Source organism: Bradyrhizobium sp. HKCCYLRH1030 (assembly GCF_051168395.1).
Classification (GTDB): Bacteria; Pseudomonadota; Alphaproteobacteria; order Rhizobiales; family Xanthobacteraceae; genus Bradyrhizobium.
Window position 1 is genome coordinate 341980 of the sequence record NZ_JBNPUY010000004.1, and the last position, 19831, is coordinate 361810.

The 19831-nt window shown below is 65.9% G+C and carries 18 protein-coding genes; 9 read left to right on the top strand and 9 right to left on the bottom strand.

The window, feature by feature from the left end; genetic code table 11:
* The 6 genes from ACQR1E_RS14685 to mmsB all read left to right on the top strand — a co-directional run bounded on the left by ACQR1E_RS14685 (position 1) and on the right by mmsB (position 6917).
* Positions 1-927: a Gfo/Idh/MocA family protein gene (locus ACQR1E_RS14685; RefSeq protein WP_315718205.1), complete on the top strand. Its 927-nt coding sequence runs from the start codon at positions 1-3 to the stop codon at positions 925-927.
* A 4-nt stretch (positions 928-931) separates the two neighbouring features.
* Positions 932-2011, top strand: a complete 1080-nt coding sequence (locus tag ACQR1E_RS14690; protein ID WP_315750335.1) for an aldose epimerase family protein — start codon at positions 932-934, stop codon at positions 2009-2011.
* On the top strand, positions 2011-2892 hold the full coding sequence (locus ACQR1E_RS14695; RefSeq protein WP_315750448.1) for an SMP-30/gluconolactonase/LRE family protein: 882 nt from the start codon (positions 2011-2013) through the stop codon (positions 2890-2892). Before ACQR1E_RS14690 ends, ACQR1E_RS14695 begins: the two co-directional genes overlap by 1 nt.
* Before the next feature lie 109 nt (positions 2893-3001).
* The gene (gene chvE, locus ACQR1E_RS14700) at positions 3002-4072 is read left to right on the top strand and encodes a multiple monosaccharide ABC transporter substrate-binding protein (protein WP_315750336.1); all 1071 of its coding nucleotides are present in this window, start codon (positions 3002-3004) and stop codon (positions 4070-4072) included.
* Between the two features lie 82 nt (positions 4073-4154).
* Entirely contained in the window at positions 4155-5705 is a 1551-nt protein-coding gene (gene mmsA / locus ACQR1E_RS14705) for a multiple monosaccharide ABC transporter ATP-binding protein (RefSeq protein ID WP_315750337.1), read from the top strand.
* A gap of 21 nt (positions 5706-5726) precedes the next feature.
* Positions 5727-6917 (top strand): multiple monosaccharide ABC transporter permease, encoded by a 1191-nt coding sequence (gene mmsB, locus ACQR1E_RS14710; RefSeq protein WP_315750338.1) that lies wholly within the window; start codon positions 5727-5729, stop codon positions 6915-6917.
* A gap of 185 nt (positions 6918-7102) precedes the next feature.
* Here the strand turns inward: mmsB and ACQR1E_RS14715 are convergent, their stop codons facing one another.
* The 5 genes from ACQR1E_RS14715 to ACQR1E_RS14735 form a co-directional block, all read right to left on the bottom strand.
* Complete coding sequence (locus ACQR1E_RS14715; protein WP_434897211.1) at positions 7103-8722, bottom strand: rhodanese-like domain-containing protein; 1620 nt, start codon at positions 8720-8722, stop codon at positions 7103-7105.
* Positions 8679-9269 (bottom strand): cysteine dioxygenase, encoded by a 591-nt coding sequence (locus ACQR1E_RS14720; protein WP_434897212.1) that lies wholly within the window; start codon positions 9267-9269, stop codon positions 8679-8681. The genes ACQR1E_RS14715 and ACQR1E_RS14720 overlap by 44 nt, the downstream gene beginning before the upstream one ends.
* 71 nt (positions 9270-9340) lie before the next feature.
* Positions 9341-9505, bottom strand: coding sequence for a hypothetical protein (locus tag ACQR1E_RS14725; protein ID WP_434897213.1), 165 nt, complete (start codon positions 9503-9505; stop codon positions 9341-9343).
* A 92-nt stretch (positions 9506-9597) separates the two neighbouring features.
* Positions 9598-10116, bottom strand: a complete 519-nt coding sequence (locus ACQR1E_RS14730; protein ID WP_315718256.1) for a hypothetical protein — start codon at positions 10114-10116, stop codon at positions 9598-9600.
* A 277-nt stretch (positions 10117-10393) separates the two neighbouring features.
* Positions 10394-10798, bottom strand: coding sequence for a nuclear transport factor 2 family protein (locus ACQR1E_RS14735; protein WP_315718215.1), 405 nt, complete (start codon positions 10796-10798; stop codon positions 10394-10396).
* A 136-nt stretch (positions 10799-10934) separates the two neighbouring features.
* On the opposite strand from ACQR1E_RS14735, the gene ACQR1E_RS14740 reads away from it, so the two are divergent.
* Positions 10935-12551, top strand: coding sequence for a flavin monoamine oxidase family protein (locus tag ACQR1E_RS14740; protein WP_434897214.1), 1617 nt, complete (start codon positions 10935-10937; stop codon positions 12549-12551).
* 223 nt (positions 12552-12774) lie between these two features.
* Here ACQR1E_RS14740 and ACQR1E_RS14745 read toward each other — a convergent pair whose 3' ends face one another.
* Positions 12775-14517 (bottom strand): hypothetical protein, encoded by a 1743-nt coding sequence (locus ACQR1E_RS14745; protein WP_434842896.1) that lies wholly within the window; start codon positions 14515-14517, stop codon positions 12775-12777.
* A 581-nt stretch (positions 14518-15098) separates the two neighbouring features.
* Here ACQR1E_RS14745 and ACQR1E_RS14750 point away from each other — a divergent pair.
* The gene (locus ACQR1E_RS14750; protein WP_434897215.1) at positions 15099-16256 is read left to right on the top strand and encodes a PcfJ domain-containing protein; all 1158 of its coding nucleotides are present in this window, start codon (positions 15099-15101) and stop codon (positions 16254-16256) included.
* Between the two features lie 12 nt (positions 16257-16268).
* Here the strand turns inward: ACQR1E_RS14750 and ACQR1E_RS14755 are convergent, their stop codons facing one another.
* Positions 16269-17549: a gallate dioxygenase gene (locus tag ACQR1E_RS14755; RefSeq protein ID WP_434897216.1), complete on the bottom strand. Its 1281-nt coding sequence runs from the start codon at positions 17547-17549 to the stop codon at positions 16269-16271.
* Between the two features lie 134 nt (positions 17550-17683).
* Between ACQR1E_RS14755 and ACQR1E_RS14760 the strand changes: the two genes are divergently transcribed.
* Positions 17684-18604 carry a LysR family transcriptional regulator gene (locus tag ACQR1E_RS14760; protein ID WP_315750345.1) on the top strand — a complete coding sequence of 307 codons (921 nt, stop codon included), beginning with the start codon at positions 17684-17686 and terminating at the stop codon, positions 18602-18604.
* Between the two features lie 19 nt (positions 18605-18623).
* On the opposite strand, the gene ACQR1E_RS14765 is transcribed toward ACQR1E_RS14760, so the two are convergent.
* On the bottom strand, positions 18624-18995 hold the full coding sequence (locus ACQR1E_RS14765) for a signal transduction histidine kinase (protein WP_315750346.1): 372 nt from the start codon (positions 18993-18995) through the stop codon (positions 18624-18626).
* Positions 18986-19792 carry a sensor histidine kinase gene (locus ACQR1E_RS14770; RefSeq protein WP_434897217.1) on the bottom strand — a complete coding sequence of 269 codons (807 nt, stop codon included), beginning with the start codon at positions 19790-19792 and terminating at the stop codon, positions 18986-18988. Before ACQR1E_RS14770 ends, ACQR1E_RS14765 begins: the two co-directional genes overlap by 10 nt.
* Between the last annotated feature and the right edge of the window lie 39 nt (positions 19793-19831).

Consider the following 19831-nt stretch of genomic DNA (forward strand, 5'->3'; position numbering starts at 1 on the left):
ATGAGTGAGCTTCGTGTCGCCATCGTCGGCTTCGGTAAGATCGCCAGGGATCAGCACGTGCCGGCGATCGCCGCCACCGAGGGCGTGACCCTGACGGCGGTGGCGAGCCGCAACGCCTCTCTGCCAGGCCTGCCGCATTTCGGCACCATCGAGGAGCTGCTGCGCGACGGGCCGGAGATCGACGCCGTCTCGCTATGCACGCCGCCGCAGGTGCGCCGCGCGCAGGCGCAGGCCGCGCTCGAGGCCGGCAAGCACGTGATGCTGGAAAAGCCGCCGGGTGCGGCGGTCAGCGAGCTCGATCCATTGATCGCGCTCGCGGCTGCCAAGCAGCGCACGCTGTTCGCGACCTGGCATTCGCGCTATGCGCCGGCCGTCGAGCCGGCGCGCGCGTGGCTGTCGTCGCGTCAGATCCGCAGCGTGCGGATCGACTGGAAGGAGGACGTGCGCGTCTGGCATCCCGGACAGGCCTGGATCTGGGAGCCGGGCGGGCTCGGCGTGTTCGATCCGGGGATCAACGCGCTGTCGATCTTGACCCGCATCCTGCCCGAGCCGGTGTTCCTGACCGAGGCCGAACTGTCGTTTCCGTCCAACCGCCAGGCGCCGATCGCGGCCAACCTGTCACTGTCGACAGCCAGCGACCTGCCGATCGCGGCCGAGTTCGACTTCCGCCAGACCGGGCCGCAGAGCTGGGACATCCGGATCGAGACCGACGCCGGGCAGTTGAAGCTGTCGCTCGGCGGCGCGCGGATGACCGCGGACGATCAGCCGATGGTCGACGAGAAGGAACGCGAATATCCCGGCCTCTATCGTCGCTTCGTCGAACTGACGAAGACCGGCGCGAGCGACGTCGATCTTGCGCCGCTGCGGCTGGTGGCCGATGCGTTCCTGCTCGGCCGCCGGCAATTCGTCGAGCCGTTCGAGGACTAGAGCGATGGCAGAAGCGCGGATCACCAGGGATGTGTTTGGCAGCCTGCCGGACGGCCGCGAGGTCGAGCGCGTCACCTTGCGTGGCGCTCACGGTTTCGAGGCGCGGATCATCACCTACGGCGCGGCGCTGCAGACGCTGCTGGTGCCGGATGCGCAGGGGCTTGTCGATGACGTGGTGCTCGGTCATGACGACTTGCTGAGCTACGTCAAGCTCCGAAAGTTCTTCGGTGCGACGGTCGGGCGCTACGCCAACCGCATCGCCAAGGCGCGCTTTTCGCTCGACGGTCAGGATCTGCGCCTCGACGCCAACAATGGTGCACATGCATTGCATGGCGGTCCCGACGGCTTCGACCGCAAGCTCTGGCAGATCGTCGCGACCGAAGACGGCGCCCAGCCCTCGGTCACGATGCTCTATGTCAGTCCCGACGGCGAGGCCAATTATCCGGGGCGGCTCGACGTTCGTGTCACCTATCAGTTGACCGGGCCGATGGAGTTGGCTGTCAGCTTCAGCGCCCGGACCACCCGGACGACGGTGGTCAACCTGACCAACCACAGCTTCTTCAATCTCGATGGCCTGGCCGCCGGCAGCGACATCCTTGATCATCGTCTGACCGTCGAAGCCGACCATTATCTTGCGATCGACGAGACCGCGATCCCGCTGGAAGGGCCGCCGCACGCCGTCGCCGGCACGCCGTTCGATTTCCGCGAGCCGCATGCGGTCGGTGCCCGCATCCGCGCTGACGACCCGCAGATCAAATGCGGTCGCGGCTACGATCATAATTTCTGCCTTCGACAGCAGGCGGGGGTGCGCTTGGCCGCCCGGCTGGCGTCCGCGCGCTCGGGGCGCGTCATGGAGTTGCTCACCGATCAGCCCGGCCTGCAGGTCTATTCCGGCAACTATCTTGACGGGACCGTGACCGGCAAGGGGCGTGTCTATCGTCAGTCCGACGCGCTCTGCCTGGAGCCGCAGGTCTGGCCGGACAGTCCGAACCGTCCGGATTTTCCCAGCGCGCGTCTTGCGCCCGATGACGTCTACAAGCACGAGACGGTGTATCGCTTCTCGACCGCGGGAGCGTCCGCATGATGGAGCAGGTGCCGACCACGATCCTCTGCGACGAGCGCTGCCATCTCGGCGAGGGGCCGACCTACGATCCCCACACCGACACCGCCTGGTGGTTCGACATTCGTGAAGGCCTGCTGTTCGAGGCCAAGATCGGCAGCGGCGAACTCCGCCGCCACGGCCTCGGCAGGATGGCGAGCGCGCTCGGCCGTATCGATGCCAACAGGCAGTTGATCGTGGCCGAGGACGGGCTCTACATCCGCAGCATCGCCGACGGTGCGCTATCCCTGTATCTGCCGCTCGAAGCCGACAATCCGGCGACGCGGTCGAACGACTCCCGGGTTCATCCCTCCGGGACGTTCTGGATCGGCACCATGGGCCGCAACGCCGAGTGCGGCCTGGGCTCGATCTACGCGCTGCATCGCGGCGAGATCATCCGCCTGTTCCCCAACGTCACCATTCCCAACGCGATCTGCTTCTCGCCGGATGGCACGATCGGCTATTTCGCCGACACCGACGAGAACGTCCTCTATCGTGTCGCACTCGACCCGGAGACGGGCCTGCCGCGCGGTGAGCCGGAGGTCCTGCTGCGCCATGCCGGCGTCGGGGGGCTGGATGGCGCCGTCGTCGATGCCGAGGGGCGCATCTGGAACGCACGCTGGGGCGGCGGTTGCGTCGATGTCTACAGCCCGCAGGGCGAGCATCTCCGCAGCATCGCGGTTCCGGCCAGCCAGGCGAGCTGCCCGGCGTTCGTCGGCCCCGGTCTGTCGCGCCTGCTGGTCACGTCGGCCTGGCAGGACATGGACGCGGCGGCCAAGGCGGCCGACCCTGGCCATGGCCAGACTTTCCTTCTCGAGGTCGGCGCTCACGGTCGCGCCGAGCCTGACGTCAAGCTGTCGATCTGAGAGGAGGAACAATCGAGTCGAGCGTCGTTCAGCCTAACAGCCATCTGGTATCAAGATACGCAATCGCGTATTCCTAGTTCAAATCTGAAAATCTTAGAGGGAGTGAAGCATGCTGAATTTCAAGACCATCATGGCCGCCGCGCTGGCCGGCCTCGGCGCCGTGGCGCTGTCCGGCGCTGCAATGGCCCAGAGCAAGCCGACGATCGGCATCGCGATGCCGACCAAGTCGTCGGCGCGCTGGATCGACGACGGCAACAACATGGTCAAGGTGCTGAAGGAGCGCGGCTACAACACCGACCTGCAATATGCCGAGGACGACATCCCGAACCAGCTCTCGCAGGTCGAGAACATGGTCACCAAGGGCGCCAAGGTGCTGGTCATCGCGGCGATCGACGGCACCACGCTGTCCGACGCGCTGAAGCAGGCCAAGGAGAAGGGCGTCACCGTGATCGCCTATGACCGCCTGATCCGCGACACGCCGAATGTCGACTACTACGCGACCTTCGACAATTTCCAGGTCGGCGTGCTGCAGGCGCAGTCGATCGTCGACAAGCTCGGCCTGAAGGACGGCAAGGGCCCGTTCAACATCGAGCTGTTCGGCGGCTCTCCGGACGACAACAACGCCTACTTCTTCTACAACGGCGCGATGTCGGTGCTGCAGCCCTATCTCGACTCCGGCAAGCTCGTGGTGGCGTCCGGTCAGAAGGGCATGGACAAGGTCGCGACCCTGCGCTGGGACGGCGCCACCGCCCAGGCCCGCATGGACAACCTGCTCAGCGCCTATTACGGCAACAAGCGTGTCGACGCGGTGCTGTCGCCCTATGACGGCCTCTCGATCGGCATCATCTCGTCCCTGAAGGGCGTCGGCTATGGCAGCGGCAACCAGCCGATGCCGGTCATCTCCGGCCAGGACGCCGAAGTGCCGTCCGTCAAGGCGATCCTGCGCGGCGATCAGTACTCGACCATCTTCAAGGACACCCGCGACCTCGCCAAGGTGACCGCCGACATGGTCGATGCTGCGCTGAGCGGCAAGCAGGTGCAGGTCAACGACACCAAGACCTACAACAACGGCGTCAAGGTCGTCCCGGCCTATCTGCTCAAGCCGGTCGTCGTCGACAAGAGCAACTGGGAGAAGGTTCTGATCGGCAGCGGCTATTACAAGAAGTCGCAGGTCGAGTGATCTCAACCGGCCGGCGAGCGCGGCCATGCGCTCGCCGGCTACTCTCGTTTAGGGCGGCTCAAGTGTTGCGGGAAACAGGGCGATGACGGCAATCCTCGAGATGCGCGGCGTCAGCAAGAGCTTCGTGGGCGTGCAGGCGCTCCGCGACGTCAGCTTCACGGTCGAGGCGGGCGAGATCCACGCCCTGGTCGGCGAGAATGGCGCCGGCAAGTCGACCTTGATGAAGGTGCTGAGCGGCGTCTATCCCTATGGCCGCTATGAGGGCCAGATCATCTTCGAGGGCGAGGAGCGGCGCTTCCGCGACATCAACGATTCCGAGGCGCTCGGCATTATCATCATCCACCAGGAGCTCGCGCTGATCCCGCTGATGTCGATCGCCGAGAACATCTTCCTGTCGCATGCGCCGCAGCGCTTCGGCGTCATCGATCGCGACGAGGTCTACCGGCGTACCCAGCAACTGCTGGCCCAGGTCGGCCTGAAGGAATCGCCGGATACGCTGATCACCGATCTCGGCGTCGGCAAGCAGCAATTGGTCGAGATCGCCAAGGCGCTGTCCAAGCGCGTCAAGCTCTTGATTCTCGACGAGCCGACCGCGAGCCTGAACGAGGCCGACAGCCAGGCGCTGCTCGACCGCCTCGTCACCTTCCGCGAGCAGGGCATCTCCTCGATCCTGATCACGCACAAGCTGAACGAGGTCGCCCGCGTCGCCGATCGCATCACGGTGCTGCGCGATGGCCGCAGCGTCGACAGCATCGACTGCCGCGCCGAGCCGGTCCTGGAGGACCGCATCATCAAGAGCATGGTCAATCGCGACATGGCGCACCGCTTCCCCGAGCGGCAGCCCAAGATCGGCGAGCCCGTGTTCACGGTCGAGAACTGGTCGGTCTACCACCCGCAGCATTCCGACCGCCAAGTGATCAAGAACGTCAACTTCCAGGTGCGCCGCGGCGAGATCGTCGGCATCGCCGGCCTGATGGGCGCGGGACGCACCGAATTCGCCATGAGCCTGTTCGGCCGCTCGTGGGGCGTCAACATCACGGGCCGCGCTCGCCTCGAAGGCCACGACGTCAATCTCAACAGCGTACCGGCGGCCATCGATGCCGGCCTCGCCTATGTCACCGAGGACCGCAAGCAGCTCGGCCTGATCCTGGCCGACGACGTGCGCAAGAACATCACCCTGGCGAGCCTATCTCAGGTCGCGCCGAACGGCGTGATCGACGACATCGCCGAGCTCAAGGCGGCGTCCGGCTACCGCGGCCGGATGCGCATCCGCTGCTCCGACGTCTATCAGGAGGCCGGCCAGCTCTCCGGCGGCAACCAGCAGAAGGTCGTGCTGTCGAAATGGCTGATGACCGATCCCAAGGTCTTGATCCTTGACGAGCCGACGCGGGGCATCGACGTTGGCGCAAAGTATGAGATTTACTGTATCATCCAGGAGCTCGCGGATGCCGGCCGGGGTGTTGTCGTGATCTCATCGGAGATGCCGGAGCTGCTCGGAATCTGCGACCGCATCTGCGTGATGAATGACGGCGCCTTCGTCGGCGAGTTCGCCGGGCCGGAGGCGACGCAGGAAAAGATCATGCGCGCCATCATGCGTAACGAAACCATCAAGAACCAGGAGACGGCCGCGTAAGCGGTCGGGAGGACGCCAGCAATGACCGACAAGACGGTTTCGCTCCCGGAGGAGAAGTCGCATAGCGGCTTCCTGAAGAACAATCTGCGCAGCTACGGCATGCTGCTGTCGCTGTTCGTGATCATGCTGTTCTTCCAGTTCATGACCGACGGCACCCTGCTGCAGCCGCTCAACCTCACCAACCTGGTGCTGCAGAACAGCTATATCGTCATCATGGCGCTGGGCATGCTGCTGGTGATCGTGACCGGGCACATCGATTTGTCGGTCGGCTCGGTCGCGGGCTTCGTCGGCGCGGTCGCCGCCGTGCTGATGGTGCGCTATCACGTCGACTTCCCGCTCGCGATCATCGCCTGCCTGATCGTCGGCGCCGCGATCGGCGCCGCGCAGGGCTATTGGGTGGCCTATTTCGGCATTCCCTCGTTCATCGTCACCTTGGCCGGCATGCTCGTGTTCAAGGGTCTGGCGCTGGCGCTGCTGCAGGGGCAGTCGGTCGGGCCGTTCCCGGGCACGTTCCAGAAGCTGTCGTCCGGCTTCATCCCTGAGTTCATGCCGAGCGCGGCGCACCTTTATCCCACGTCGCTCGCGATCGGCGCGGTGCTGACGCTCATTCTGGTCTATGCCAGCGTCAAGGGCCGCGCGCGCGAAGTGGAGCACGGCATCGAGGTCGAGCCGTTCGGCTTCTTCGCCGCCAAGAACGTCGTGCTGGCCGGCGCATTGATGTATTTTACCTACCTGATCGCCTCGCATCGCGGCCTGCCCAACGTGCTGGTCATCATGACCGCGCTGATCGCGCTGTACGGCTTCATGACGCGCCGCACGGTGATCGGCCGGCAGATCTATGCGGTCGGCGGCAACGCCAAGGCGGCCAAGCTGTCGGGTATCAAGACCGAGCGGCTGGTGTTCATGACCTTCGTCAACATGGGCGTGCTGGCCGCGCTGGCCGGCCTGATCTTCGCCGCCCGGCTCAACACCGCGACGCCGAAGGCCGGCCTCGGCTTCGAGCTCGACGTCATCGCGGCGTGCTTCATCGGCGGCGCCTCGGCCTATGGCGGCGTCGGACGGGTCGGCGGCGCTGTCATCGGCGCCATGATCATGGGCGTGATGAACAACGGCATGTCCATCCTCGGCATCGGCATCGACTATCAGCAGGTCATCAAGGGCCTGGTGCTGCTCGGTGCCGTCTGCATCGACGTCTACAACCAGCGCCGCTGAGCGCTATACGCCGCACATTCTCTGACAGGGCGTCTTAGCCGGGGCTCTTCGGCATCCACCATCGTCATTCCGGGGCGCGCGTCGCGCGAGCCCGGAATCCATCTGTCCTCATGCCCCCCGGTGAAATGGATTCCGGGCTCGCGCGGCGCGCGCCCCGGAATGACGAGGTCGAGTCCGTCGCCGACCTATACCACGTGGAAATTCGACACGCTGTCGTTGGCGAGCTGGGCGACGAGCTGCAGCTCCCAGTCGATATAGGCCTGCATCGCTTCCGCGGCGTTGTCGGTGCCCTCATAGGGACGCTTGTAGACGTCGTCGGCAGGCGATATCCATGAGGACCGATCGCTCTCCAGCACATGGCCGGCAGCCGTCCAGGCGCGCGTACCAGCGGTGAGCGCGCGGAGCTCACGCGTCGTTGCGGCACGTGCATCCGCAAGCGCAAAGGCCGCCTCGGCGCCGTCGTCACTTGTCAGCACGATCGGACCATCGCCTGGCAGCTTGACGAGATCCGATGAAAAGCGCGACGCCAGCACGAAATGTGCGCCCGGAATGTGTCCGGCCTTGTAGCTCGGACTGCGCGTGAGATCGACGATGGTCCACGCCGCCGCATCGGCCGCGAGTTGCTCGGCGCTGATTGCCGCGTCGCCAAGCTGCGGCAGCGGCGGTCGGCGTGCGGCGCGGATTCCGGTTTCGGTCGTTCCAACGACATCCGGTCCCACGACCGCCACGTCCCAGCCCATCTGCTTCAGCCATGACGCCGTCATGCGCGCGCGCACGCCGTCATCGTCGAACAGCACCAGGCGGGCGCCGCGCACGCCGACCCACTCGTCGGTCGCCTGCACCAACTGGCCGCCCGGCGCCGACGCGAAGCCAGCCGGATGGCCGGCGGCATAGTCCTCGGGCGTGCGAACGTCGAGGCAATACAGCGTGCGCGTCCCAGCCTCGGCCTGATAGCGCGCGAAGGTCGCGGTATCGAGCACGCCGACGCCGACGCGCTCGGCCCAGGCCTTGGCATCCGCCAGCGCGGTCGCGTAGCTCGCCCCTGGCCGCTCCAGCATGCGCGCGGTCCTGCCGCGCTCGACCTGATGGCCGGCAAGGGTCCAGCCGATGGTGCCGTTGCGCAACGCATAGATCTTGTTCGGCAGCCCGGCATTGATCAGCGACTGCGTGCCGATGATCGAGCGCGTGCGTCCGGCGCAGTTGACGATGATCGTGGTGTCGGGCGACGGCGCGATCTCGCGTGCCCGAAACGCCAGTTCGCCGCCGGGGACGCTGACCCCGCGCGGAATGCTCATGGTGCGGTATTCCTCGAAGCGGCGGGCATCGAGCACGACCAGATTCGCTTCGCGCTCGATCAGCGCCTTGGCTTCGTCGGCCGACAGCGACGGCGTGTGCCGGATGGCCTCGACCAGTTCGCCGAACGCCTTGCTCGGCACATTGACGTCGCGGAACACCTCGCCATGCCGCGCATAGCCCGACAGCCCGCCAGCGAGCATCGCGACGTCGGTGTAGCCCAGTGCATGAATGCGCGGCACCGCGCGGGCGGCATAGCCTTCGCCGTCATCATAAACGACGACGGGTACATTCAGACGTGGCACGAGATCGAGGATGCGCAGTTCGATCTGCGACAGCGGCAGCGACACCGCGAAGAACGGGTGCGACAGCGAATAGGGCCCTTCCTCGCGGACGTCGAGCAGCGCCACCTCCTCGCCGGCGCGCCAGCGCCGCCGCAGCTCGGTCGGTGTGATGATGCGGAAACCGTCAGGCGGCGGTGCGGTCGGGCCAGAGGTTGGGGACGGTGTCATTCGAATATCCGGAAATGAAGTCTCGGGCGGCGCCGGTCTCCGCATCGTACACCGCGCGGCGGATGCGGCCGATATTGCCGTCATAGACGTGGATGCTGATCGAGGAGCGGTCCGCCAGACCGTTGGAGATCGCGTGGATGTCGCCAATGTGTGGCGATACCGCGGCCGTTTGTCCAGCCCGCAGCCGCTCCGGCGCAGCCGCGCGCAACGTGCCGTCCGGCTGCCGCGCATAGCTGACCGAGAGTTCCTCGCCGCGCAGCACGCCGACGAGGCCCCAGACGCGATGGTCGTGCACCGGCGTGCCCTGGCCGGGGCCCCACACGAAGCTCACGATGGAGAACCGATCGAGCGGATCGGCATACAGCAGATATTGTCGGTAGCGGCCGCCGTCGGCGACCGCAAAGGCCTGAGGCAGCCAGTCGTCATGCGCGACCAGCTCCTTCAGTTTCGGTGCGAGCGCGGCGAGCAGCTCTGGCTCTTTTGTCGTGCTTGCGACGAGGCGTGCCGTATCGGCGACGAAGTCGCGGAAGCGCGCAATGTCAGTCATGTCGGACTCGTGTCGTATCGAGGCGGGAGGCTGCCGATGGGCGGCGTGATGGGCGAGGGATCTGGTCCCACTCAGATGTGAGGGCCGAGCATCGCGATGTAGAACAGGTCCTCGTTGGACAACTCGGCGGCCGGGCGGCGCCGGGTGAGGATGTCGTGCGCTTTGAGACGGCCGTCAGCACGCCCTTGCGGCAGCAAATGACCGAGCCAGCCTCCAAACCACGAGACGTAGCGCATGAGAACCTCCGCAGCTGCTGTGGCCACTCGACTATCACGCGGCAGGATTGCGCGGACAAGGTCCGGTCATGCTGTCGCGCGACTTTGGCAAATCATGCTCGCTGCAACGCGTCGTCGGCAAATTCCTTTCCCGCCGCGTCCCGCTCGCACGCATCGGTTTCTCCACCGGATGCGTCAACGTCGCCATTCCGGCCCATCAGGTCGTCATGCCAATGGGTACGGAACGCCATCCAAGAGGCGTGATCCTGGAAGGCGACCTCGGCGAACCACTCGACCGTGACGGCGCCGCTCGGCCAATAGCGTTCCTGGTCATGCCAGCACACCACCGGCCAGCGCGGATTGCGATAGGAGCGGCCGGTCTCGTCATGCAGCGACGGACGGCCGAGGTGATCGATCAGCCACGCCATCACCTCGGGCAGGAACGTCGCGGCAAACGACACGCCGTGGCGGCCGAGCCGTTGCGGCATCCGCATGACGCGCTGATCGATGATGGCGAACGCCGGCGGCACGGCACCGACGTTGAACTGCCGAATCATCAGCAAGCGGAAGCCGCAGCCGCAGAGCTCGGCGGGAACGGCGTGAATCGCGGTCGGCTGTAGCGGAGCCGTGATGTTCATCCCCGTGCTCCCCGCGCCTGGCCGAGCGTGAGATCGATGGCGTGCTGCAACGCTGTGCGCGTCGGCACATCGCTGCGTTTTAGATAGGCGGTCAGAACGCGTGCCATCCCCTGTCTCCCGTCGGCATCTGCACATTGCTGGTCGCAGCCGTCGCAGATCGCCTTGCGTGGAGACGGACATCCGGTCCGAATCCGACGCGACGAAAATCAACAATCTCCGACATTGCTGCCGGTCAGGGAGGACACATCAAGTTTCGTGCCAGATGCGGCGGTCAGTGGAGGCGATGGCCGTCGGCGTCGTCTTCCGGCGTTGCGAGCTGCGCGATCGGGCTGGATTGGTGGTGGATCATCCGCCAGGCGCCGTCGATGCGCGCGAAGTGATTGGCTGCGGCGAGCGCCGCGCCGTCCACCAGCTCGATGCAGAGCACGTGACCATGATCGCCGTCGACGATCGCGTGCGGATCCGCGCAGACGATGTTCGGCCGACCCGGGTTGGCGAGGATGTCGCGCCAGCTGCCGATCACGGCGGCGCGGCCGACGATCGCCGGCCAGCCGGGATGAATGCAGGAGATGCCGTCGCGATCGGCCCAGAGGGCGACGAGCGCCGCGAAATCACCGTCCGTGAAGGCGGCATAGAAGGCCGCATTGGCGGCCAGGATCTCGCGATCATCGCTCATCGTGATGGCGTGAGCCAAGCCGGTGCGAAAATCAAGCAATGTTTGGAAACGCACACCCGCGCGCCTGCGAAAATTTGCAAGCTTTTTGCAGGACGCGGTCGAGACGCGATCGCAACGCATCAGCCGAGGTCCTGCCATGCTCGAAACGGCCATTGTCGGAGGTGGATTGTGCGGAATGGCACTCGCGCGCAGCCTGCAGCAGCGCCGCAGCACGTTCGCTTTGTTCGAAGCCCGACATCGCCTGGGCGGACGGGTGCTGTCGGCCAGGAGCAAGGCGGGGCTTGCGCTTGACCTCGGCCCGACCTGGTTCTGGCCGGACACCCAGCCGCTGCTCGCCGGCCTGGTCGCGGAGCTCGGCCTGTCCGACTTTGCCCAGCACGATGACGGCACGGTCCTTCATCTGGAAGAGGCGGACAAGCCGGCCGAGCAGATCAGCGGGCCGCCGGTCCACCAGGGCGCGCGTCGGCTCTCCGGCGGCATGACGAAATTGATCGAGGCGCTGGCGCGCGATCTGCCGCAGCCCTTCATCCATCTCGGCCATGAGCTGATGCGTATCGTCGATTGCGGCACGCATGTGCGGCTGATCTTCGCCACAGCAACGGAATCGGTCGCGATCGAGGCCAGGCGCGCCGTGCTCGCGCTGCCGCCGCGGCTGCTGATCGACCACGTCGGCTTCTTTCCCGCGTTGGACGACGCGACCTTCGAGGCGATGCGTGGCGCCGAGACCTGGATGGCGGCACAGGCCAAGGTCGTGATCGCCTACGACCAGGCGCATTGGCGCGACCAGGGCCGGTCCGGCAATGCATTCGTCAGCCACGAGCAGGCCGTGATCGGCGAGATCTTCGATGCCTGCGATGCGGGCGGCGACCGCGCTGCGCTCGGCGGCTTCCTTGCGTTCCCGCCCGATCTGCGCGCGACCTTCAGCGTCGGGCTGCCGTTGCTGATGGACAGCCAGATGGTGCAACTGTTCGGCTCCGCGCTGGAAGGCGGTGAGCAGCACTATCAGGACTGGGCGGCCGAGCGCTTCACCTGCAGCGCACTGGATCGCACCACGCCGCGCGGCGAGCACAGCGAGATCGCCAATCCGATGCTGCGGCGGGCGCTGTGGGACGGGCGGCTGCATCTCGGTGGCGCCGAAACCGCAAGCCACGCGGCCGGCTATCTCGAAGGTGCCCTGAACGCCGCCAGGCGCATCGAGCGCGCGATGGCCCGGGTGATCGGCGAGACCGCCGGGCCGCGCCCGGCCGCGGCGATCGGCGACGGGCTGTCGGGCAACGCAGCGAGCCTCGCCTGGTTCGGCGCCTGGGTCGCCGCGCAGCGTGATGCCGCGTTCGACGACTATCGGCAGCGGCTCAACCGCAGCCTCGCCGCGCAGCAGCGCGAACAACTGACGCAGCTCGCTCTTCTCGGGGCCACCGAGCAGGTGTTCGCTGCGGCGCTGCAGGTGCTGGACGCACTGACCTTCGACATGCGCGACGTCGCCGTCGAACGCGGTCGCTCCGCCCTGATGCCCGAGATCCAGAAGCCGTTTCGCGATGTCATGCAGTCGCTGCTCGACGATGCCATAGCGTTCAACCGCACCTCCTGCGCGTTGTCGAACTTTCCGTTCGAGCACAAGCCGTCGAAGGATTATCTGCAGACGATCCTGCGCGACATCGCCGCCGCCTGGCAGGAGTTCTCGCTCGCCGCGAACCGTCTGCTGCTGGCGAAGGCGGAAGCGGCGATGCGCCCGCCGACGAGAGTGTCGTCGTGAGTCGGACGGCATCGAGGTGCAAACCATGAAGCTGCAGATCGAACGTCCGACCATCCTGACGATGGCGGCGGCCTTGCCGCACCTCGCTCCGCTCATGGAGCAGTTGCGCTTCGGCGACAAGGTCGAGGTCAACCTCGCGCAGCTCGCGGGCGCGGAGCTCGACTTCCTGCGCGACAGCTACCGTGGACCGGTGACTGATGTCCGGTGTGCGCGGTCGGCTATATCAGCCCCAGATGTGGTGCAGTGCGTGGTGGTGATGATCGACGACGGTCGAAGAATGCGCCGCTGCCGTCGTGTGGGTGGAGGTCGAGTTGTGGGCGGCGGCCGTCGTGTTGTTGTGGTGATGGTGCGAAGAGCCTTGAGTGGTCGTCTTGGTGGTCGTCGATGTCGTATTGCCGGTGGCGTTGGTCGCGGTCGTCGTCCCGGTCTTCGTCGTGGTTCCGCCGCTCGATGTCGCGGCCGTGGACGTGCTGGTACCGCCGGTGCCGTTTGCGATGTTCGGCGTGGCCGTGACCTTCGTCGTCCCCTGGGCGAGGCCGGCGACCGATGTCGCCTTGGAGACCGTCGTTGCCGATCCGACATAGGTCGCCCCGCCGATCGCGATGTTGTTGCCGCTGACGTCGTTCGCGTCGGCGACGAAGCCCTCACCGGCAGCCGTCAGCATCGCGAGGTCCGAAGTGAGCGCCGCGCCGGTATCCCCGTTCAGGATGCCCTGCAGTCCTTTGATGGCGGTGGCGGAGTCCGCCTGCAGCGTGCCATTGTTGAGCTCGTTGTCGAAACGGCCCTGGAACACGGCGCCCTGGGCGGCATCGAAGCTGGCGCCGAAATTGTTGTAGTTCTCGATCTGCGTGATCAGCGCCTGGCTGGCCGTACCGCTGCCGTTCACGATCGCCATCAGTTGCGCGTTGATCGTGTTCGCCTCGGCGACGAAGGTGGCCCAGAAATTGGTTTGCGCCTGATTGTCTTGGAACCGCGTGACCGTGCCGGTGAGGCCGCCCGGATCCTCGGCGAAGCCGCCGGTGTGGCCCGGATTGCCGTTACCGCCGGCCGCGACGTTCAAAGCGGCGTCGTTCTGGACGATGTCGATGATGTCGAGCAGATTGTCCGCCGTGCCCCGCAGCGCGGTGGTGTTTCCGGTCGCGGCGGCGGCATCGTATTTCTCGAGCTGCAGTGTGACCTGATTCAGCACCGTCTGGAGGTGAAGCGTCGTGGCGGCTGCCGCGTTGGTGGTTTCTCCGGCTTCGATCTGCGCGAGCAGGGTCGCGTTGGCGAGGATGGCCGTGAGGCCCGATTGCACCGCCGTCAGGTCGTTGGTCACTTGGGTCAGATTGGTCGCGTTGATGCCGCCGGAGATGACGCTCACTGCGGCATTGAAGACCTCGCCGACCACCTTCAGGCTGGTGCCGGCCGTCGCGGCCGCGAGCGTGGTCGGATCGTCTGCGCCTGCCGGCAGGTTCTGGAACGCAACGTCGGTCGCGCCGGTATTGGCGGTGAAGGTGACGTTGTTGAGTGCCGCCGACAGATGCGCGTCGTTGTTGATCTCCGACAGGATCTCGGTCTGCAACGCGTGGATGGTCTGCGACGCCGCCGACAATGTCGTCGCATTCGTGGTCTGCGCGGCCGCGGTCAGCAGCGTGCCGAGCTGGGTCTGGACGTTGGTCAGCGCGGCGATGTCTGTGGAGTTCAGCGCAAACGTCTCGCCACCGATCGTCACGTCGTTCGGGTTGGCCAGGATGGCCGCGATATCGTTCTGCACCGCATGGATGTCAGTGGTGTAGTTCGACAGGAAGGTGTTCGAATTGCCGCTGCCTTGACTGCCGGAATAGAGGCCGAGCGAGATGCGAACGGCGTCGTCGAAGACGACGCCGGCTTGAACCAGATCGGTCGACAGATTGAGCGCACTCGCTCGCGTGAGCAGGTTGGACGTGCCGTTGGCGAGCGCAGTCGCATTGAAGTTGGTGGCCATTCGATCGTCTCCTCACACTTTACTGCTGTCGCGGCATGACAATCCTGGTCGGCAATGCATCTGCGTTCGCCTGTATCGCTTCGATGCAGGTCGTCGGGATGGTGCATGTCGTGACGTGAGGAGCTTTGTAGTTACACAATCGGGCCGTCGGCCGCTGCAAAGTCGTCATCGAACGGGCAGCGGGCCGGCTTTCCAGTCTGTTTGTTTCTGTCTGGCGGAGGAGAAATATTCGTTGGGCGCGTGCGACGTTCTGCCGCATGCCTGATTGGGCGCTGCATCCTGCTCGTCGGCGAATAGAATCATTTGCAACTAACAGCGCCGCGCTTCGTGATGATGTGCGGCTGAAAGAATATAGCGTTGGCGTGCCCCGCCGCTGATGCCTCGTGACATGCCTGCGCTGAAGAGCGGCGCGCGACGGCTTGCATATCTGCAGTTCGGATGTATGAGCGTCGCCCGTTTCAATACCCAAAGCGTTCAACGCGAGAGGCCACCAGCCATGTCAAGTCCACTGTGCGCGACACGATCCGTGCCGACGCCCGCAGTGCGTTCGGCTGACAGTCACTCCATCATGTTGAACGACCATGGCACAGTCATTGATGGCGCGCCGGGGGGAGGCCGAGCGCGCGCGGGTTGAAGCCTATCAGCTGACGCTGCGCCGCGCGGTGCGGCCGACGCGTTCGCCGCCGGATCTGCACAATGCGATCCGCGAGGCGCGGCGCGGCTTCGAGGCTGACATCATTCGCGATCCAGAAGGCTGGAAGCCCCAGTTGAAGACGCGCGACGCCGCGCGGCTGCGGCTGGCGGCTGCGCGTCATCTGTTTGGCCGCTATTCGTTGGCCCAGCACCTGGAGCTGATCTGGATCGATGACGGCGGGCTCGGCCGCGACGAGACGATCCTGCGCAAGCGCTGGTACATCGCGGTCGCCGGCGGCGGCTCGCTGTACAAGGCAGGCGCCTCGGCTTGGCTGTCGCGCAAGGAGGTTCACGCCTTTCTCCATCCGCTCGGGCAGGTCGGCTTCGACGAGGCGATATGGCAGGCGATCGCGCGGTCCTACACGAGCGATCCGGCGATCGTGTTGCGGATCGCCCGGTCCAGGATTGCGCGGACGCCGCGCGGCGAGATCGCGTTCTGGCGCGAGGCGGCGCAGTTCTTCTGCGCACATCCGACGACGGGCGAGGAGATCGACGATCTCTGCGACTACATCGCGCATCGTCGCCGGCGCGAGCGCCAGTTCAGCCTCAAGGGCCGCTCGCTGGCCGCGCTGCGCCGGCTGATGAACGCATGGCATCGTGATCTCGCGGTGATCGCGCGCATCGAGGCGGCGCGCCGGCGGGCCGAGATCGCCCGTGGCCGCATGGCGGCACGGACCGCGGAGCCAGCGCATTGGCCGGGGGCCGCGCTGACGGACTGGTCATGGAGCCCGTCGGAGGGCTCGGCCACGCGCGACGCGTATGTCATCATGCAGTTGCGGACCGCCGAGGATCTCGTCGCGGAGTCCAGGGCGATGCATCACTGTGTCGCGAGCTACGCGGACAAGTGCATTGCCGGCCACGCCTCGATCTGGTCGCTGCGCTATCGTCACGCCGGCAAGACGCAGCGGCTGCTGACGATCGAGCTCAACCCGCGGCACCGCGCGGTTCAGATCCGCGGCTTCGCCAACCGCGTCGCTAACGCGGACGAGCGCAAGGTCCTGGAGCGCTGGGCCAAGGCGCGCGGGATCGAGCTGCCGCAGACATGAGCTGCGTCGCCATCAATGTCCGTCGATCGCGGCCGCCTTGGCGCCGCCGGCGACGGAGTAGCGCATCGGGACCTTGCGGGTCTTCAAAAAGGCTTCCAGCGTCTCGCCGCGGAAGGCTGCGTAGACCTCCGGATTGGAGACGCCGATCACCGCCGCCATCTTCTCCAGCACGAAGAAGCTGACCCCCCGCCTGATCATCTCGATCCAGCGGCGGTTGCGGATCAGGTCGCGCTCCTCGTCCGTGAGACCGTGCTCGTCCGCCAGCGCGTCGAATTCCGCAACGAATCTCGCGCGATGCGCGGGGATCACGAGCCGGTGCAGGAAGTCGTTGATGCGGAAATTGGCCTGGCTGCGGCCATGGGTGAAGGGATAGGTGCCAGCCAGCGTCTCGGCGCCCGCGAGCTCATGTCCGATATGCGCGCGATAGGCCGCGACCTCCCGCGGGTCGGGCGCGCCGCCGAGATCGTCGAACACGAGGGTAGCGATGTTGGTCACCGACGGTGCGTAGGTCTGCCTGTGCACGAGCTTCACGTTCTCGGACAGCGCGCCGCGCATGATCAGCCACATGATCACCTCGGCGCCTTCCATGCCGCCCTTGATCGCATAGTCGGCGATCCGCATCGCAGTGAGCCGCTCCGGGTCCTTTTCCAGCAGATCGAGGAATTCGTTGTCCCAGTCCTCGTTGAGAAAGCCGGCGCGCTCGCCGTGAACCTGGTGCGACAGCCCGCCGGTGGCGAAGATCGCCACTTTCAGGTCTTCCGGATAGCTCTCGATCGCCTTGCGCAGGGTCTTGCCGAGCTTCCACATCCGCTTCGCATTGGGAATCGGCAGCTGCAGCACGCCGACCTGCAGCGGCACCACCATGCCCGGCCACGCGCCGCTGGCATCGCCCATCATCGACAGCGGCGACAGCAGGCCGTGATCGACCGGCTTGCCCTGGAAGAACGACATGTCGAACTCGTCCGCCATCATCGCCATCGCGATGTGCTGCGACAGGCCGAGATGGCCCTTCGCCGGCGGCACGTCGCGCGGTCCGCCGCCTTCGTCGGCGGCGACATAGCGGTCGTCAATGCCGAGCGCGAAGGCGGAGTAGTGATCGAAGAAGAACGAGGTGATGTGATCATTGTAGACCATGAACAGGACGTCGATGTCCTTCTGCTTCACCCAGTCGCGCACGACCGCGAAGCCGTCGAAGATCGGCTTCCAGGCCGGGTCGTTCTGCTTGTTGGTGTCGCGTGCGAAGCCGATGGTGGGCGAGTGCGATGCGCCGATGCCGCCGATGATCCGGGCCATGTGTCCCTCCGCGAATGGGCCGCCGCTGACTGTCACTCGCGGCCGCGCCGGGACGGACCATACGAAGTTTCCCCTGCTAGACAATCATGCTAACGTGCACGGATCGTTTCTCTCGATGAACGAGCGGCTCTCGGATGAAATGGCGGATCGAGGACATTCCTGTGTTCCATGCGGTGGTGGCGACCGGCGGCATGACCGGCGCCTCGCGGTCCCTGGGCATGCCGAAATCCTCGGTCAGCAAATCGGTCGCCCGGCTTGAGCAGGATCTCGGCATCCGGCTGTTCGACCGCAACTCGCGGCGCGTCCGGGTGACCCGCGAGGGCGAGCTGTTCTTCCAGCAATGTCAGAAGATCCTGGATCAGGTCTCGGAGGCCGACGCGGTCATGACCGGGCTGGTCGGCGTGCCCAGCGGCCGGCTCTCGGTGGCGCTGCCGCCGGCGTTCTGCGAGGAGATCCTGGCGCCGCAGCTCGCCGAATTCCACCGCCGCTATCCGCGCATCGAGCTCGATGTCGAGGCAACCACGCGCGCGATCGACATGCTGGCCGACCGCTTCGACATCGCGGTCGTGGTCGGCGTGCAGGAGAATTCCGAGCTGGCGCAGAAGGTGCTGATCGGCGGCCGCCTGATCTGGGTGACCAGCCCCGCCTATCTCGCCGCGCACGACATCGGCGAGGACGTCCGCGCGCTGGAGCGCCATCTCATGATCTGCGAGCGGCGCTATGGCGATCGCACCCTGATGATCAAGCAGCACGGCCATCTCGTCCGCTTCGACGTCGGTGCGCATGTCGCCCGCATCAACAATCCGCTGGCGGTGCGCCGGGCCGTCGCCCACGGCGCCGGCATTTCCTTTCTGCCGGAGCACTATTGCGTCGAGTTGCTCGGCGAGGGCCGGCTGGTCGAGATCGGCAGGGGGGTCGCGTTCGACACCCGCGCCGCCCAGCTGACCGCGATCTTTCCGAGCCGCAAGCTGATCTCCTCGCGCGCCCGCGCCTTCCTCGACTTCCTCGAGGAGATCTGCGCCGCGTCCGCGCACACCCTGATCGGTCAGACCTGAGGTGCGCCGTCCGCCTGTCTCACGCAAGCCGATGGAATGACGGCGGCAACGGCTCTCGCACCAGCTCGCTCAGATTGAGCGTTTCACCGCTGTCGGCGATATCCGAGAACAGCACCTCGATGAAGGGATGCTGCCGGTTGGATGCGGCGCCGCGCCGATATTTCCTGCTCACGATCCGCTCGATCGCAGCAAGGTTCAATTGTCCCAGCGCATTGTATTGGACACGAAACAGGCTCTGCCGGCCGCCCGTGTGCTCGATCGACTCGGCCCAGATGTCCATCACCTTGCGGCTGACGAAGGCCTCGACGCCGACGGCGCCATCTTGGGCGAGCAGGCGCAATCCGTCCATCGTATGCGGCTGCTCATCGACGCGAAATTGGCTCAGCGACATCGGAGATCCCTTTCTGTTGCGTGCATCGGCGGTCTCACGGGAGAGTCGAGAACGGCGATCGGCGCATCGAACGTGTAGGAGAGCCCTGACGGCGCATAGGTCAACTGAACCTCGCCGCCGAGCTGCACGCCGAGCGTTTCGATCAGCCGGGTTCCGAAGCTTCGGCTGGCGGGCTGTTGAACGACCGGGCCGTGTCTTTCGGTCCAGGCGAAGCGGACCCGGCGTTGGTCGACGGTCCAAAGCAGATCGACGCGTCCTTCCGGCACGGACAGCGCGCCGAACTTCAGGGCGTTCGTGCATAGCTCGTTGAGCGTCATCGCGAGGGCGATGACGGCATCCGGCGTCACCAGCACGTCGGGTCCGGTGATCGCAAAGCGTGAGTCGTCGGGCGTGTCGAACGCCTGGACGGACGTACGGATCACCGTGCGGAGGTCGCCGCTGGAAAATTTCGCTTGCAGGAGGAGATCGTGTGCCCGTCCGAGGGCCAGGAGCCGCCCGGAGATGGCATGCTGTGCATCCTTGGTCGCCGGCACGTTGCGGAGGCTCTGGGAGACGATGGCGGTGACGGTCGCGAGCGTATTCTTGATGCGATGGTGCAGCTCCTCGAGAATGAGCTTTTGCAGCCTGCTCGCCGTCTCGCGTTCTCTCGCCTCGATTTCGGCCTGCTCAGACCGGGTCTTGGCATTGCTCTCGGCCTCGGAAAGCAGGCGCTTCAGCCCGATGATTTCCGTCAGCAGAAAGTCGGGGTCCACGACCGTGCCGTGAGGAGGCTCTGTGGTGAGGTTGATCTCGAGCATTGGCTGACATGTCCTTGCACCGGATGCCGCCCTCGGAGG